Genomic DNA, 16542 nt, shown 5'->3' with positions numbered 1-16542 from the left:
ACGAACGCGAGACAAATACCCCCCGCCCAAACTCAAATAGCCCGAGCCGTAACAGGCGTTCAGCGCGTCGAGCTTCGCGGTGAGCGTGGCGCGCCGGACATCGAGGACCGTGCAGTCACGGGCACAGCGACGTGCCTGGGCGAGCGCGAGCTGATGCGTGACGCTCGCCCGTTCGTCCATGACGGCTGCCAGGGGGCGAGCAGGACGTGCCACGATATCCGCGATGCCCGAGGCTGCGGCGGACACGCGGGCATCTCCGGCATGCTGCTGGGCGAACACGAAAAAGATCACATGGCCGTAGCAGGCGGTGACCATGCAGGTTCCCCATAGCAGGGTACCTGCGAGCCGGATCGTGACGGGCGAGCCGCGTATGAGCGATGGCAGCAGATGGGCACTAACGACGAGGACGATGCCGACTGCAATCCATACGCTCCGCTCGGGCAACGTGCCGCCGCGCTGCCAGCCAGCCAGAACCGACAGGCAGAGCGCGGTGGTCGTCGCGAGCGTCGCGACCCAGAAAGGGATACGGGCCGGTGGTCGCAGCAGCCGGAAACGGGTTTCGACGTTGGGTTGGTTTTCCATAGGTGATATGTCTCCGGGACGCGTTGAAGGCGTCCGGTGAACGGAATGAGAGAAAGAAGCCGGAGAGAGAAACCGGGCGGGGAGGCGTTGGCTACGTGCGCTGACCGGCAACGAATACCGACCAGTCGTCGAAGTACCGGCCATCGAAGACGATCAGGTCGTGCGCGATCGCCAGTGCCGCATCGGTGCAGCACGTACGCACCCCGGTCGCCAGGTTCGTGATGAACCCGGTATCGGGGAAATACCGTGCGGCTGTCTGCCCGTCGACGAAACGCAGCGTCACATCGGATGCATAGGTCGTATGGACGTATTCGAGCGGCCCGATGACCGGCCCGTCGAACCCCCAGTCGTCCATACCGGTATCGGGATCGTTGCGCCCATGAAACAGCGCGAGATACAGTCCCGGCGGAAGATCGGTCAGTTGATCGTGACAGCGGGGCAGGAGCCGTCCGTCACGACAGACGAACGGCATGCACACGGCTGCGTTCTGGCTGCGGATGTCGTCAGTGTTCATGCTGCGTTGCCGCCGAGAAGCGCCGTTTTGCGTTCGAGCTTCTGGCGCAGCGATGACGACTCCGGCCGCGAGGTCGTGGCCGGCTCGCCGCTGGTGTCCTCCCTGCCGGCGTCTGCGTTTGTACCCGGCCCTGCACCCTCCGTCTGGCCGGCATCGGGATAGAACTCGTCGACGACCGCAGCACCATCCTCGATACTGTCCTCGAAGGCACCGTTGCTGAAACCGGCGTGTGCGGCGGTGTCCAGCGCCTGCTGGTCGAAACCCGCCGCCCTGCGCCGCGCATCCAGTTCGCGCGCCCCGGTGATCGCGGCTTCCAGCGTACTGCCAGATCGCACGGCGAGATCCACGTAATAGATCGCCGAGCGATAGCTCTGCGTGGTGGACTTGCCGCGCAGCTTCAGTTCCAGTGGCAGGCACGCGAGCAGGTTGCCCGAGACTGCGCTGAAGTAATGCAGACGGGCGGCGAGCGTACGGATCGAGTTGTACGAGGTCGTGCGGAAGATGAACGAACCCAGCTCGTCCTCGTCGCCGATCGTAACGTTGAGTCGCCCGTAAGGCTTGCAGTTACCGGCGCGACCGAATGCGCAGCCGTCTGGCGACGGGCAGGGCAGTTCCTCGATGCCGGTGTCGCCCGCGCGCCGGCAGGTTTCGCCATTGCCGACGCACACGGGGCGGCCCGTGTCGCGGTCGAACAGCGAGTACCCGGCGCGCAGGTTGAGGTCCGGATCGTTGAAGAGGAACCGGACCGGAATCGCGCGCAGCTTGCCGGCGGGTTTGCCCGATTCGGCCTTGCGCAGCGATTCGTTGAGTGGATGCAGCATCCATCCGTCCCGGTTCTGGACCTGCGTGGTGATCGTGAACTGGTCGTCCTTTTCCGGCAGGCGCTTGCCGTTCTTCTCGACAACGCGACCGATGGAGATGCGCCCGATGACGGGCGGCGTGATGGAAAGTCCCTTGAGCATTTTGATACTCCTGTAAAGGAAGGAAAGCAGGGAAAGGAAGTTCAGGTGGAGACGAGAAACCTGCGTGAACCCGGTTTTGTCAGGGTGTATTGCGAGGCGAAGTCCGGGTGATCGGCGAGCAGCCGCTTGAGGTCGACACCCGTACCGTCGCGGCTGCGCCTGAACGACACCGAACCCGTCTCGAAGATGGCCCGGTCCGCTTCGCCCATTGCCTGCTGGATGGTCTGTTTGAGCAACGCTTCCTGCGTCTGGCGTTGTTCGATGTCAGCGCGCAGTGCAACGAGATCGGCGAACACCGACGACTGGTGACGATCGTCCGTAAAGTCGACCGTGCCGCCCGTACCGGGATACAGGCAGCGCAACGCACGATCGGCTGAATCAGACCCGTCAGCCGGAGGTGGCGTATCGGTTTCCACGAATCGCCAGAACGCCGCTTCGAGCGAAATGAGCCGTGCGATCAGATCGTCGTCACGCTCGATCCGGTGGACCTCAAGCTTCTGGCCACAGAGCAGTACGGCGACATCGGCCGCCTGCTTGCCCGTAACCGCGAGCTGGTGCTGGACCTGGACCTGCACATACTCCGGTACGCCTTCGCGCCAGAGTCGCGCACCGAATTCGCCTGCCGTCTTGCACTCAAGGATCTGCACGCCGGGCGTGCCAATCACCTCGCGGTCGATGTTGGCGAGCAGGAAGGGAATCGCGGGATGCCGGAGCACGGCATTGACACGCCGCACGCGGTTTCCGGTCTGCTTTGTGTAGGACGCCGCGACGATCGGCTCCAGCAACGAGCCCCAGTAGACCGGCTCCGTTGTGTCGTCCGGATCGGGGCGAGCCAGATTCGCGTCGCGCCCGGTCTTGATGAGCCAGAGTTCCAGTGGGCTCATGTACGGATTCAGCCCGACCGCAGCGGCTGCGTCCGAACCACCGATACCGTTTTTCCTCACCTCAAGCCAGTCTTCACGCGGCATGTCCTTTGTTTCCACCAGACGCAGGGCCGGGCGCCTGCGGCTGTTCCCGGCGGCTTCAGGCTGTGACATGGGAACCTCCTGAAAAGAGAAACGCCCGGCGGGAGCAATCCGGCCGGGCGTGTATGACGTGATGAAGGGATGGGACTCATGCGACAAGCTTCATGGCCTCGTCCCACGCTTTCTGCTTGATCGTGGCGCCCGCACCGAACCAGGCCGCGTCGCGCCGGTGGTCCTCGCTGCGCGCGCGACGCTGGTGATCGACAAACTCGGTAATGCTGTTGAGCAGCCCCCAGGCGGTTCCGGCTGCCGAGGCCAGATCGGCCCCTTTGCCCTGGCCACCAAACAGTGTCTGTACAGCTTTGACGGCACTATCATTGGTGGCCGAAACGGGTCGATCGGACGTACTGCCTGCGTTGTAGGTCAGCACGCGGCGGAAATAGGCTTCGGCAGTTTCGTCGCTCACCCTGCGTTCAGACAGGGCTTTCATACGCGCCATAAACCCGTCCCAGGACGAGATAGCGATGCCGAGTTGGCGCTTGACGGCCTGGGCGTCGAACTGGCTGCGGTGGGGCACCTTGACAGCGCTGGTACTGTCGCCGAGTGCGATTGCCAACGTGTTGTTGCACACGACGCGTACGGACGTGAACTGGGCGGTGGTTGCGAGTGTGCCGTCGCAGGCGGTGGCAAGCAGGAGGTAGCCGTTCACCCGGTCGCGTCCCCTGAGGGTTGCACTCTGGCCGGTTTTGGCGAGGGCCCAGAGCTTCCTGCCTTCCTTGAGGACGCCAGCCGTTTCGAGTTCGAAGCCACCCGCTTCGGTCAGGTCACGATAGAACTCCAGTATGTCGGCGGGCTGGACGACCTGATAGCGTGACGACACGACAGATAGCGGAGCCTTCGTGTCGGACCGGTAGAGAACCTTCTGTTCAGGAAAGGCGTGGATCGAGCCGAGGCTGGAACCGGCATTGCCGGAGACGAAGCGCACTTCGGCTTCCTCGATGCGCCAGTCCATGCCGGCCTGCCGCGCCCAGACTTCGAGCGGCTGGCGAGGCGCGAGCGGATTGCCGAGACCATGCCACGGGGTGTCGCCGACGTAGGCCATGGATTGAACGAGATGCATGGTGAACTCCTGATAGATAGCGGAAAACAGAATGCGAAGATGCCTGCCGCCCCGAAGGGCGGCAGGCATCCCGGCACGAAAGGGGGAAAGCGAAAGCGCCGTCAGGCGTCAGGACGAGTGCGGTTGGCCGAAAACATGGCCGCACGCCTGGCACTCGTAGTTGTCGAGCACATGGGTGTCGAGTTGTTGGCCAACCGCGGAGCCCGCGGCACAACCTGCGGCGCCGCCGAACAATGCGCCCATGAGCGCACCGGCCAGGCCACCGAAGAGCGAGCCGACCGGACCGGCGACCATGCCGAGGGCCGCGCCGGCTTCAGCGCCGCCGAGCGCGGCAGCAGCACTACCGGCTGCGCCGACCGACGCGCCGACGACACCACCGGCCTTGCGACCGTAATCCCGCGTAGTGATACGGGTGGAACTGCAGCGGGGGCAGGAAAGTGAATGGTTCATGTATCAACCTCATGGAGAGTCGGGGCAAACGGCGTTGCCCAAGCATTCCGGGGGGATGCTCAATGAGGTGATATAGGCGTGAGATGTTTTACGATCGGCCGACCGTCACCGATGTTGTCGGGCTGGGGGCGTCAAATTCAGGTTGCGGCGCCCAGCGCCGTGCAGTACGTTAAGACGGCATGCACAATCGCTAGCTGCTGCGAATGCCGCGTCAACCATTGAAGGCACTGACCTGAATCGGTGTGCCACTCGAATTTGGGGGCACTTCTGGGGGCATGAATGGAGCTTTGGATTTCATCTGTCCTTGTCTGGTGGGTGTTGCGTAGATTTGTTACATTCCTGCAGCCACCAAACAAAGCAAGGGGTTACGTGAAAATCACGTAACCCCTTGTGCTTTCCGGGTGCCGAAATCCGGGGACGAAAGTTTGCCCATCGTTGTCGGCAAGCAGGCCGACATTCGCTCGACTTCCTCCGCGGACAGCCCAAAAGCCCCATACAGCACTCGATCGATTTCCCGGGCCGCTGCCACAGCTTCAATTGCGCGCCCCGCGCGGTCGAGCGCCAGCAATTCATCAACCAGCCTGACCACCGCGTTCCGAACCTCGATCTCTCCCGGCACCGGCACCGAATCGATCATCGCCTTGGTGTACGCAATGCCGCCGTTATAGCTGGCGGACGGGTAACGCGCTCGCAAAAAGAACGCAGAAAGCGGGCAGTTCAGCACCGCTGCCGCGAACTTCAGCAGACCGTCGTCGTGGGAACGCAGGATCAGCGTCGTTTTTCCCGGGATCGTGTCACCGTCGAGGTCCAGTGTGGCGTCGAGTCGTGTGAGTCCCTTCACGATCACCTTTTTCGCGTCGGCTCGCTCCCGGTACGCGTTGGCGAATTCCGCCGTGAAGCGCGCCCGCTCGACCACGGGTTCCCTGTATCGCTCGCCGAGATAGGTCATCGGCTTGACGCCCCAGCGCGATACGAACTGGCCCAGCGTTCCGGTATTCATCACCCGGAACTGACGTTGCGCGCAGAACCCACCGTTTGCTTCTTCGATGAGCGGTTTGAGCCGATACGCGTCCGATGTCGCGCATGCGTTCTCGCAACGCAGCAGCGAACCGAGTGCAGGGTGCGAGCGCTCGATTTGCCGCACGAACGTGTAGTGCGGCGAAAGCAGAGCATCGAGTCTCCACGGTGCGCCCAGTTCAGCCTTCGGCGTATGCGCGAGCGGCGTGACTGCGTCGCCTTCGAGCCGGGCCGTCGAAACGATAGCGGTGCCCTCCTGCGCGTAGACCGTGACGATCGAATCGACCAGCGCCTGCTCGAACACATTGCGGCCCAGCGCGACGATGCGTTCGATCTTGTCCAGGTGGCGCGCGCGGAACGCGTCGCCGAACGGCTTCGAGAGCCACTTGTCCGGAGTGAGGCACGCCATCGCCCCCGCGGGCGCGAGCAAAGCGAGCCCAAGTTCCATGAACACGACGTAGAGGTCCCAGTTGCCCTTCGCCGCCGGCCAGCGTTGCGCGAGGTGCTCGCGCAAGTCCTGTTGGCCGTCGTTGGCCATGCGCTCGGAGTCAATGTACGGCGGATTGGCGACGACGGCGTCGAAGCCGCGGAATGTGCCGTCGTCATCGAGCACTTCCGGGAATCCGGTTCGCCATTCGAAAGCGCTTTCGAGGATGCGCGACGACGCGCGCAATGCTTGCAGGGGGGCCGGGCGCAGCGTCGACAGCAGAGCCGCGTGTGTCTGCGCGATCCTGTCCCTGGTGCTTCGCCGTTGCGTGTGATTCGTGTATGCCGCGGCACGGTATTGTGAAACCGCGTCGCGATAATTCCGAACGACCTCGATCTTCTCTGGCGGCGTGCCATGCATCGGTGCGTCGAGGGCAAACCGGCTGATCGTTGCGTTGCCGACGCGGAGATTGACGTCAAGGTTCGGCAGCGTCGAGAACTCGCCATTCGCGTCGTAAGCGGCGTGTGCCAGCAGTTCCATCCAGAGTCGCAGCCGCGCCATTCTCACCGCATCGGGATTGATGTCCACGCCGAAGAGGCCGTTCTCGACGATTGCCCGTTTTTCTTTGAACAATGCCGCGTCGAGCCGGCGGCGCTCTTCTTTTCCGTCCGCGCCGTGCAGCGGGTCGTCGTTAGTCCGTTTCACAACGAGACGGTCCGACGCGACCTCGAATCGATAACCTGCAAGCGGGCGGCCCTCGGTATCGGTCAGCAGTCCAAGCCGCGATTTCAGCGCAATCCGGGCATTGAGCGCCGAAACGAGCAGATGGCCGGAACCCACCGCCGGGTCGCAGATGCGCAGACCGTCCACGATTGCACGCGCTTCGTCGCGATCCGTGATTGCCTGGCATAACTGATCGATGGTTTCGCAGTGCCAACCCTTGCGTTCGTTGAACCGGCGGACCGTGGCCGATTCGATTGCCGCCTGGCACAGGTGCATGGCGACACGCCCCGGCGTGAACCACGCGCCGTCGCGGTAGCCGTTGAACTTCTCGAAGATCAGACCGAGCGTTGCCGTATCGACCTTCGGTTTGCCCGCATTGCCCGGCAGCGGTGCTTCGCTTGCGAAAGCGTGAGCATCGAGAAAATCGAGCAGATAGGCAACGGGACAGAGCGGGCCCTCCGCGTGGGGGAGGGTCGTTTCGGCGTAGACAGGCAATGGCGGCGCGTCGGCGAGCGCACCGAGCGGGATCGCGACACCTTGCAGATCGTGTGGCGCAAAGAGCGAACCGTCGAAGCGGGGGATCGGCGAAAGCGGAGGGATCCGCGTGCAGGTTCCGGCGGCCGCATCGGCGAGCACGTTGCGACACAAGGCGTCGAGTTCGCCGAAGGAGCGAATGCGGTTCGCGCGCAGAAACGCGTAAGCCGGGTCGTTGTCGTGTAGCGCGAGGAGCCGCGTTTCGAGCTGCTTGAGGAACACGAGACGGCTGAGCCACGCGACGCACAACCGCACCACCATGCCGAATCGTTCCTCCTGCACATCCGCTGAACCGGCTGCTCCATCGCGCGCCTCGATGCGGGCCAGCGCATTTTCGACGAGCGATCCGTGCATTCTCGCGTGCACGGGGTGCCGCGCGATGGCCGGCTTGCCCTTCTCGACGGTCTCGCACAGGCCCGCAATATGCAGCAGTTCGGCGTAGAAACGCTCGTCGAGCGCCGTGCGGCGTGCACGCACGCGTCTTTTTCTGTCGGTCTCGGGCATGATTTTTCTTGGGAGTCGTCCGCCGATGCTCGTAAAGCGCCGGGCGCCGCTCATTTTAAGCGCGAGCTCCCCGTACGGGTCGACGCTCGCGCGCGAAGAGGCGATGATCGTGGCAGGTGGCGAGAGCCCGTGCCGCACGTCACGTCGCTCTGCTATATGATGGCGCCGCCGCGGCCGCGCCGTTTTGCCTACGACTACCATGACCGACATCTTCACCCTTAGTTGGCCCGATACCGATGGCCCGCGCACCGTCCGCTGGCGCTCCGAGGCGGGCGTGCCGCCGCCCAAGCGCGTGGTGCTCGCCGACGACCGCACGACGGCGGATGCCGCCTACCGTCTCGCCTGCGAGGGTACGGCGCTGCTTTGGCGAGGCGACTACCAGAACGCGCGTCAGTTGCTGCAGGCCATGGCGCGACGCGCCGACCGCAAGCCGCGCAAAGCGCCCGCTTCGCCGCTCGATGCGTTCAATCTGCACCGGCAGGCGCAGTCGCAACGGGCACGCACGCTGGGCATGGTGCTGATCCCCCTGGAAGGCGATTACACGATTTCGCTGCGTCGCGCACCCGATGCGCGGCTCGCCTGCGAGGAAGCGTGGGGGCCGGCGACGGGGGAGGTGTCGGCAGTTTCGTTGCGCGAACTGCTGGGCTTGATCGGCGCGCACGAATGGCACAAGAAGGGCGTGGAAATTCCGGCGCTGGGCAACGCGCGCATTCATCCGCACTACGGCGTGTTTTCGCCGGTGCGTGGGGAATATGTCGATCTCGTCGCGCGCACGCCGCTGCCGTCGCTCGAGAAGGCGTTCGACATCGGGACCGGTACCGGCGTGCTCGCTGCCGTGCTTGCCGCGCGCGGCGTGAAGACGGTCGTCGCCACCGATCAGGATCCGCGCGCCCTGGCATGCGCCCGCGAGAATCTCGGGCGCATGGGCCATGGGGACCGCGTCGAGGTGGTCGAAGCGGACCTGTTCCCGCCGGGCCGGGCGCCGCTGGTCGTCTGCAATCCGCCGTGGGTGCCCGCGCGGCCCGCTTCGCCCATCGAATACGCCGTCTTCGATCCGGATAGCCGCATGCTGCGCGGTTTCCTCGATGGCCTGAAAGACCATCTGGAACCGGGCGGCGAGGGCTGGCTGATCCTCTCCGACTTTGCCGAGCATCTCGGCCTGCGCACACGCGAAGCGCTCACGGAGATGATCGCGAGCGCCGGCCTCACGGTGATGGGACGCGAGGATATCCGCGCGCGTCACCCGAAGGCCGCGGATCGCACCGACCCGCTATACGAAGCGCGCGCGAAGGAAGTGACCTCGCTTTGGCGCCTGAAAGTTCGGCCGGCGTGAGCACGGGCAAAAGCCGGTCCGCCGAAGCGCACGACACGGCGCCTGCGCTTCGGGGCTCGAGCGCGGCAAAGCCCGCTAGCCGGGATAGGCCTCGTCGACTTTCAATCCCGCGAGCTTGAAGATCACGCGCAACGTCTGCGGCTTGATGTCCCGGCGAGCGGCCAGCGCCGACATCACGAAGTCGAGAACCTTTGCATACTTCAGCAGAATCAGGCAGGTTTCGAGATCGCTTGCGCCGTCGCGCATTTCTTCGGCAATCCGCAGCATTTCCACCGAGATATCGCGCGCCATTTCCAGCTCCAGTTGCTGCTTTTCGGTCCACTCGGGAACGACGAGCAGTTTCGCGAGCAATTCCTGGAATTTCTGCTCGGCATCTCCGTCCGGTTTCGTATTCATTGCGAGCCTCGTACAAGGACGTGCAGCGTCGTGCGTCCGCTACGCATCGACAGACTGCGACGTGCCTGATCCGTCGCCGCCGGAACGACCGGTGCGACCTCCCATGCGCTCCGTCCGGTGCATGGCCGGATGGTTGCGCTCCCATTGGTCCCTTCTGGACATCGGGGACGAATGTCCGCCGTGTCTTTTCTAATCAACCCCCTCCCTGCCGTCCGGACGTGGGGGGCAGCGTTCCGGACGCTTCGGGCCGCTCGATTTGCGTGGCGGCCTTGCCCTGCTTTTTTCGTAAAATGGCAGGTAAATCTTCTCCGTTCCGTCATCTGTCGCACGTAACGCGGCAAAAGATACCTCTCCAGTTCCCGACCGATGTCCAGCAAGACTTACGAAATCCGTCCGAACCAGTCGATCGAGCTCCTCAAGGAGCTTCATATCCTCACGCGCGACGGCAAGATGAATCAGGATAGCCGCCGCAAGCTCAAGCAGGTCTATCACCTGTTCCAGTTCATCGAGCCCCTGCTCAAGGACGTGAAGCAGGACGGCCGCGACGTCACGCTCGTCGATCACGGCGCAGGCAAGTCCTACCTTGGTTTTATCCTCTACGACCTGTTTTTCAAGGAACTGCACGACAAGTCGCGCATCATCGGCATCGAGACTCGCGACGAGCTCGTGCGCCGCTCGCGCGAACTCGCGCAGCGGCTGGGCTTCGAGGGCATGTCGTTTCTGAATCTGTCCGTCGCGGACTCGATCACGTCGAGCGAACTGCCGCCCGAGGTCGATGTCGTGACCGCGCTGCACGCCTGCGACACCGCTACCGACGACGCGCTACGTTTCGCGCTCAAAAAGCGCGCGCGCCATATCGTGGTCGTGCCGTGCTGTCAGGCCGAAGTGGCGGGCGTGCTGCGGCGCAATAAGGGCAAGTCGCTCGGCCAGGCGTTGACGGAGATCTGGCGTCATCCGCTGCATACGCGCGAGTTCGGCAGCCAGATCACCAATGTGCTGCGCTGCCTGCAACTCGAGGCGCACGGCTACCAGGTGAGCGTGACGGAGCTCGTGGGATGGGAGCACTCGATGAAGAACGAACTCATCGTGGCGCAGTACAAGAACCTGTCGCGGCGCCGGCCCGCGGAGCGGCTTGCCGAGATCCTCGACACGTTGGGCCTTGCCGAACTCAACGAGCGCTTCTTTACCGACGATGGCGGCGCGGACCCCGCGCCCGAGCCAGTCACCGGGACGGTCCCTTCTTAATCTCCGGCTTCGTTGCCGGGCTGGTTCATCCAGTCGCGCCAGCCTTGCAGGCCAAGGCGGCGCAGTGTCGCCTGGTTGCGTTCGTAGATATCCGCGGCGTCCGGGAACGCCTCGACCGCGCGTTCGATGCTCGTCTCGCGCAGCAGGTGCAGGACCGGCCAGGGGGCGCGGTTCGTGTAGTTCTCGATATCGTCGGGCTCGGTGCCTTCGAACTGGTAGTGCGGATGAAAGCTCGCAATCTGCAGCCGGCCTTCCAGGTGCAATTGCGCGATCAGTTGATCGGCGAAAACCAGGGCGTCGTTGAAATCGAGGAAGTCGGCGAGCGCGTGGGGCAGGATCAACAGCGTTGTGTCGATCTGCTCGGGATCGGCTGCATCGAGTGCCTTCAGCTCCGTTTCGAGATCGGTGAGCACGCCCGCAAGATCGCTCGCCTCGCTGATCGCATAGCGAATCTGCTTTTTCACGTGCACGCTCTTTGCGAACGGGCAGAGGTTCAGGCCGATCACCGCGCGCGTGAGCCAGTGGCGGGTGGTGGCGAGAATCTCGGCGTGGTCGGGGCGAGGGGCGGCGGTATCGGTCATCGCGTCATTTTACCGGCGGCATGCGACCGAGCCCGCGCGGTCTCGCGTCTCAGCCGGCGTTCGAGGGTGTTGCGTCCAGCGGGGCCCGGCAGGCGGCTTCGATCAATAGCTTCGCCATGCGCGGCGCCGCAAGGATCGGCCCGCAACCCGGGCCGTAGGTCTGGCTCGCCGCGTAAATCCCTTCGACCAGCAGCGCCAGTTCGTTGGCAAGCGCGGCGGGATCGGCGGCGCGCGCGGCTTCGGCCAGCTCGGTCAACCGCGCAATCAGCTTCGCTTTGTTGTCGGCCACGGAATGACGCGCCGGATGCGATGTATCCGGAAATTCGGCGGCGATGTTCACGAACGGGCAGCCGCGGTAATCGGGGACCGAGGCGCGCTGCGTCAGATCGTCGAAATACTGGAACAGTTGCTTGACGGGCTCGCCCGGATGCTTCGCGACGCTCGCTTCGAGGCGCTCGAAAAAGCGTTTGTCGCAGCGTTTCAGGTACGCGACAACCAGATCGTCCTTCGATGAAAATTGCCGGTACAGGCTCATCTTGTTGACGCCCGCGCGTTCCACGACAGCCTCGATGCCTACCGCGCGCACGCCTTCCCGATAAAACAGTTCGTCCGCCGCGAGCAGCAGATGCTCCTGCGCGCGCGGCCCTGCCATCTGCATGCGCTGCTTGCCCGGGGTGCGGGCGTTGGAAGCGGGGGCGTGTTCGGTCATGAGTTTCTCGCCGATGGGATCTGCTTGACATGTTACCGACTGGTCACTACTATCGCAACACACTTGTGACTGGTCGGTAACAAACTGTTGCCGCGACGTACATGCTGGAAGATGGCAGGACGGACACGGCTCTGCACGGAGCGACAGGAGCGAGGATGAACTGGGCGGCAAAAATGGTGGGCGGGCGTTTCCACTACGGGTGGCTCGTCGTGGCGGTGGTGTTTCTGGTGCTGCTTTCGGCGGCGGGCACGCGGGCGACGCCCAGCGTGATGATGGTGCCGCTCGAGCACCAGTTCGGCTGGAGCCGCGCGACGATCTCGCTCGCGATCTCCGTGAACATCGCGCTGTACGGCTTGATGGGGCCGTTCGCGGCGGCGGCGATGCAGCGTTTCGGCGTGCGGCCGACGCTGCTCGTCGCGCTCGGCTCGATGGCAGCCGGCGTGGCGCTGTCGGCGCTGATGACGCGTCCGTGGCAGATGGTGCTGATCTGGGGCGTGATGGTGGGCGGCGCGACGGGCGTGGCCGCGCTTTCGCTTTCGGCAACGGTGGTCACGCGCTGGTTCACGACGCACCGCGGCCTCGCCATGGGGGTTCTCACGGCCAGCTCGGCTACGGGCCAGCTCGTATTTCTGCCCTTTCTTGCGGCCATCGCGCAGAAATACGGCTGGCAGCCCGTGGTGCTCGTGGTGGCGGTTGCTGCGGCCGCGGTGATTCCGCTGGTCGCGCTCCTGCTGCCGGAGCGGCCCGCCGACATGGCGCTGCGCCCCTACGGCGAGGATCACGACACGCCCGTCGAGCCGCCGGCGCCGCAACAGAATCCGCTGAAGATCGCGTTCGGCGCACTGACGTCGGCCAGCCGCTCCCGCGACTTCTGGCTTCTGTTCTTCAGCTTCTTTATTTGCGGCGCGAGCACGAACGGCTATGTCGGCACGCACCTGATCGCGATGTGCGGCGACTATGGCCTGAGCGAAGTACAGGGCGCGTCGCTGCTCGCGACGATGGGTATCTTCGACCTGTTCGGCACGACGCTCTCGGGCTGGCTCTCGGACCGCTTCAACAGCCGCGTGCTGCTCTTCTGGTACTACGGGTTGCGCGGGCTCTCGCTCATCTATCTGCCGCACGCGTTCGGCATCGACTTCTTCGGTCTGCCGATCTTCGCCGTGTTCTACGGTCTCGACTGGATCGCCACCGTGCCGCCGACGGTGCGTCTTGCCACCGACGTTTTCGGCAAGGAACGCGCGCCTGTGGTGTTCGGCTGGGTCGTGGCCGGTCACCAACTGGGTGCGGCCTTCGCGGCCTTCGGCGCGGGGCTGCTGCGTTCGAGCCTTGGCACGTACACCGTCGCTTCGATGATTTCGGGCGGCCTGTGTCTCGTCGCCTCGTTCCTCGTGCTGCGGATCAACCGCGGCTCGCGTGCGGTGGGCGTGCAGGCGGTCTGAGCGGCGGGGCGCCCGGGCTTTCGAGGGCACGCGAGCGCGAAATGCGCGCTCCGGTTATCCTGATGGCCCCCGGGCGAGCGCCCTCACTGAAGGACAGACAAGGCATGACGAAGCACAAACCCGCACCGACAGCCGTGCCCATCCATGAACTGATCGCCGGCCGCTGGAGCCCGCGCGCGTATTCGAACGAACCGGTGAGCCGCGAGGCGCTGCATGCGGTGATCGAGGCGGCGCGCTGGGCGCCTTCGGGCTACAACATGCAGCCGTGGCGCTTCATCGTGTTCGACCGCGCGGCCGACGAGGCTGCGTTCAAGCGCGCGTTCGCAACGCTCGTGCCGTTCAACCAGCAGTGGAACGCGCCGGCGCCGGTGCTGATCGCGGTGACGGCGCAGACGCTCAACACGAAGGGCGAAGTGAATCGCACGGCGCAATACGACGCCGGTGCGGCGGCGATGTCGCTCGTCCTGCAGGCCCATGCGCTCGGGCTCGCGGCGCACCAGATGAGCGGCTTCGACGTTCAGGCCTTCCGCACCGAGTTCGCACTGCCGAACGACGTGGAACCGCTTGCGTTCATCTCGATTGGCCACTATGGCGACGCCGAGAAGCTCGAACCCGTGCTGCGCGACCGCGAGAAGGCGGAGCGCACGCGCGCGGCGGTGGGGGAAATCGCTTACGCGAACGCGTGGAAAAAGCCGTTCAAGGGCTGATTCGAGCGCTCGGGCGCACCGCAAAGGCGCGCCGTCGGACCCCTGTTGGACAAAAAACGCGCGGCCTTCCCGCGCGTTTTTCTTTGCCGCCACTGCGGCGCTGCAACATGGCGCCGCAGTGGCCCCAAGGTTGCCCGCCATCTGGCTTTCGTGATAAAAAGCCCGTCCTTCCCAGCCCTTCCTGACGTGCGCGAGCGACTTTGCGCGGCACGCTTTCCTGCCATGACCACGTTCTGCGCGATTGACTTCGGAACCTCCAATTCGGCGGTGGCGCTGCCTTCATCCGGCCCGTCCGACGCGTCCGGCAGCGCCATGCGGCTCGCGCCCGTGGAAGATGCGCACGTCACGCTGCCCACCGCCGTGTTCTTCAATACCGACGAACACACCCGCGAATTCGGCCGGGCGGCGCTGGCCGCCTATATCGACGGTTTCGACGGGCGCCTGATGCGCTCAATGAAGAGCATCCTCGGCTCGCCGCTGGCGGAGAGCACGACGGATCTCGGCGACGGCAGCGCCATGCGCTATACGGACATCATCGCGATTTTCGTCGATCACCTCAAACGCAGCGCCGAGGCCTGCGCCGGGGAGCCGATCGAGCGGGCCGTGCTGGGCCGGCCGGTCTTCTTCGTCGACGAGGATCCGCGCGCCGACAAGCTTGCGCAGGACCAGCTCGAAGCGGCCGCGCGCGCGGTGGGATTCCGCGAGATTCAGTTCCAGTACGAACCCATTGCGGCCGCGTTCGACTACGAATCGCGGCTGACGGAAGAGGGGCTCGTGCTGGTGGCGGATATTGGCGGCGGCACGTCGGACTTCTCGCTCGTGCGCGTGGGGCCGGCGCGCGTGCAGCGGCTCGAACGCAAGGGCGATGTCCTCGCGCACCATGGCGTCCATGTTGCGGGCACCGATTTCGACCGCCGTGTCGAACTGGCGACGATCCTGCGCGAACTGGGTTATCAGTCGCTTGACCCGGAAGGCCGCGAGATACCGAATCGCGTGTACTTCGACCTCGCGACGTGGCATCTGATCAATACGGTCTATACCCCGAAGCGTGCCGCCGACCTCAAGCTGATGCGTCACCTGTATCGCGACGCGCGGCATCACGACCGCCTGATGCGCGTGGTCGAGCAGCGTCTGGGTCACGCGCTGGCGGCGCGCGGCGAGGAGGCGAAGATCGGCGTGTCGGCGGGCGGCGAGACCCTGATCGATCTGGAGGCCGTGGAGCCGGATCTGCGGCTCGCCTTCGACAACGCCGAACTAATCGAGGCGGGCCGCGAAGAAACGCGCCGCATCGTGGAGGCCGCGCGCGAGACGGTGCAGGCGGCAGGCGTGAGGACTGCCGACGTGGGCGCGCTCTATTTCACGGGCGGTTCCACGGGCCTCCTGTTCCTGACCGAGGCGCTTGCTGAGGCGTTCCCGCAGGCGCGCCCGGTGTTCGGCGATCGCCTCGCGAGCGTGGCGACGGGTCTTGGCATTCACGCGCAGCGCCTGTTCGGCTGAAGCGCGGATAAGAAAAACCCCACCTTCCGGAAGAAGCATGGGGTTTTTCGGTAAGCTTGCCATCAGGATCCCGTTGGCGGGATCCTGACGGATGCTGAAAACAGCGCGCTTAGACCGGCTTGATGTTCGCAGCTTGCTTGCCCTTCGGGCCCGTGCGAACTTCGAACTGCACCTTTTGGTTTTCTTGCAGCGTCTTGAAGCCGTCGACTTTGATTTCCGAGAAGTGCGCGAAGAGATCTTCGCCGCCGCCGTCCGGCGTGATGAAGCCAAAGCCCTTAGCGTCGTTGAACCACTTGACGGTACCGGTTTCCATATTACTTTCCTAAAGATGAATTGAGGCCGAAGCCAGAGAGGTGCACGAAAATCAAGGAAGGGGTATGGGACCAGCCGGAGTACCGTTGATGGGCGAACTACGAAAGACCTATTCACACTCGCCGCTTGAAATCCTGCCCGAACTTTATACGGCTAATTGCCCCGAAGGTCAACAGAAAGTCCAGAATCTCAATGTTTTTTTACGTTAGGGTCGAAACGAGAGCTTACAAACCTTGCTCGATCACCGTTTTTTTGTAGGGGGTCTGCAGATTTTTGACGTGTTTTGGCAGTGCAACCGTTAAACTACGCGCCGCGCAAAGGTTGCGCCTTTGGGTGCAATCGATGCATTGCGCGCAGTTGCGATATCTATAAAAAACCGCCCGTACAACAGACGGGGCTCCCGGTGTCGAACTGCTCTTGAAACAGGAGAAGACGTGAAAAGTTCTATTCAACGGAACATCGGCCCGTTTGCGCTGATGTTTACGGGCCTCGGCTCGATCATCGGTTCGGGCTGGCTGTTCGGCG

15 protein-coding genes and 1 pseudogene are annotated in these 16542 nt (G+C 64.2%); 5 read left to right on the top strand and 11 right to left on the bottom strand.

Annotated elements, in window-relative coordinates; translation table 11 throughout:
* The 7 genes and pseudogenes from V8683_RS30390 to V8683_RS30360 form a co-directional block, all read right to left on the bottom strand.
* Positions 1-582, bottom strand: a pseudogene (locus V8683_RS30390) (hypothetical protein); the annotation flags it as partial.
* A 91-nt stretch (positions 583-673) separates the two neighbouring features.
* Entirely contained in the window at positions 674-1096 is a 423-nt protein-coding gene (locus V8683_RS30385) for a hypothetical protein (protein WP_411188352.1), read from the bottom strand.
* Positions 1093-2058 (bottom strand): recombination directionality factor, encoded by a 966-nt coding sequence (locus V8683_RS30380; protein WP_411188353.1) that lies wholly within the window; start codon positions 2056-2058, stop codon positions 1093-1095. The genes V8683_RS30385 and V8683_RS30380 overlap by 4 nt, the downstream gene beginning before the upstream one ends.
* A 41-nt stretch (positions 2059-2099) precedes the next feature.
* Entirely contained in the window at positions 2100-3095 is a 996-nt protein-coding gene (locus tag V8683_RS30375; RefSeq protein ID WP_411190484.1) for a YqaJ viral recombinase family nuclease, read from the bottom strand.
* Between the two features lie 76 nt (positions 3096-3171).
* On the bottom strand, positions 3172-4143 hold the full coding sequence (locus V8683_RS30370; RefSeq protein WP_411188354.1) for a DUF932 domain-containing protein: 972 nt from the start codon (positions 4141-4143) through the stop codon (positions 3172-3174).
* A gap of 108 nt (positions 4144-4251) precedes the next feature.
* A complete protein-coding gene (locus tag V8683_RS30365; protein WP_411188355.1) occupies positions 4252-4593 on the bottom strand; it encodes a hypothetical protein in 342 nt (113 codons plus the stop codon).
* 376 nt (positions 4594-4969) lie between these two features.
* Positions 4970-7798, bottom strand: a complete 2829-nt coding sequence (locus V8683_RS30360) for a type IIG restriction enzyme/methyltransferase (RefSeq protein WP_411188356.1) — start codon at positions 7796-7798, stop codon at positions 4970-4972.
* Positions 7799-7997: 199 nt separating this feature from the next.
* Here V8683_RS30360 and V8683_RS30355 point away from each other — a divergent pair, with 199 nt between their 5' ends.
* The gene (locus tag V8683_RS30355; protein WP_411188357.1) at positions 7998-9131 is read left to right on the top strand and encodes a methyltransferase; all 1134 of its coding nucleotides are present in this window, start codon (positions 7998-8000) and stop codon (positions 9129-9131) included.
* Positions 9132-9206: 75 nt separating this feature from the next.
* On the opposite strand, the gene V8683_RS30350 is transcribed toward V8683_RS30355, so the two are convergent.
* Positions 9207-9527, bottom strand: coding sequence for a DNA-binding protein (locus V8683_RS30350; RefSeq protein ID WP_411188358.1), 321 nt, complete (start codon positions 9525-9527; stop codon positions 9207-9209).
* 366 nt (positions 9528-9893) lie between these two features.
* Here V8683_RS30350 and V8683_RS30345 point away from each other — a divergent pair, with 366 nt between their 5' ends.
* Entirely contained in the window at positions 9894-10772 is an 879-nt protein-coding gene (locus tag V8683_RS30345) for a class I SAM-dependent methyltransferase (protein ID WP_411188359.1), read from the top strand.
* Here V8683_RS30345 and V8683_RS30340 read toward each other — a convergent pair.
* A complete protein-coding gene (locus tag V8683_RS30340) occupies positions 10769-11353 on the bottom strand; it encodes a DUF1415 domain-containing protein (RefSeq protein WP_411188360.1) in 585 nt (194 codons plus the stop codon). The two genes, V8683_RS30345 and V8683_RS30340, sit on opposite strands and share 4 nt — an antisense overlap.
* 49 nt (positions 11354-11402) lie before the next feature.
* Positions 11403-12062 carry a TetR/AcrR family transcriptional regulator gene (locus V8683_RS30335; RefSeq protein ID WP_411188361.1) on the bottom strand — a complete coding sequence of 220 codons (660 nt, stop codon included), beginning with the start codon at positions 12060-12062 and terminating at the stop codon, positions 11403-11405.
* A 155-nt stretch (positions 12063-12217) separates the two neighbouring features.
* Here V8683_RS30335 and V8683_RS30330 point away from each other — a divergent pair, with 155 nt between their 5' ends.
* From V8683_RS30330 to V8683_RS30320, 3 genes are all read left to right on the top strand, one after another.
* Positions 12218-13501 carry an MFS transporter gene (locus V8683_RS30330; protein WP_411188362.1) on the top strand — a complete coding sequence of 428 codons (1284 nt, stop codon included), beginning with the start codon at positions 12218-12220 and terminating at the stop codon, positions 13499-13501.
* Positions 13502-13605: 104 nt separating this feature from the next.
* Positions 13606-14208 (top strand): nitroreductase family protein, encoded by a 603-nt coding sequence (locus tag V8683_RS30325; RefSeq protein ID WP_411188363.1) that lies wholly within the window; start codon positions 13606-13608, stop codon positions 14206-14208.
* 222 nt (positions 14209-14430) lie between these two features.
* Entirely contained in the window at positions 14431-15705 is a 1275-nt protein-coding gene (locus V8683_RS30320) for an Hsp70 family protein (protein WP_411188364.1), read from the top strand.
* 109 nt (positions 15706-15814) lie between these two features.
* Here the strand turns inward: V8683_RS30320 and V8683_RS30315 are convergent, their stop codons facing one another.
* Positions 15815-16018, bottom strand: coding sequence for a cold-shock protein (locus V8683_RS30315; protein ID WP_027797379.1), 204 nt, complete (start codon positions 16016-16018; stop codon positions 15815-15817).
* Between the last annotated feature and the right edge of the window lie 524 nt (positions 16019-16542).

It is taken from the genome of Paraburkholderia sp. AV2, from assembly GCF_054968425.1.
This window is presented reverse-complemented; position numbering and strand designations above follow the sequence as displayed.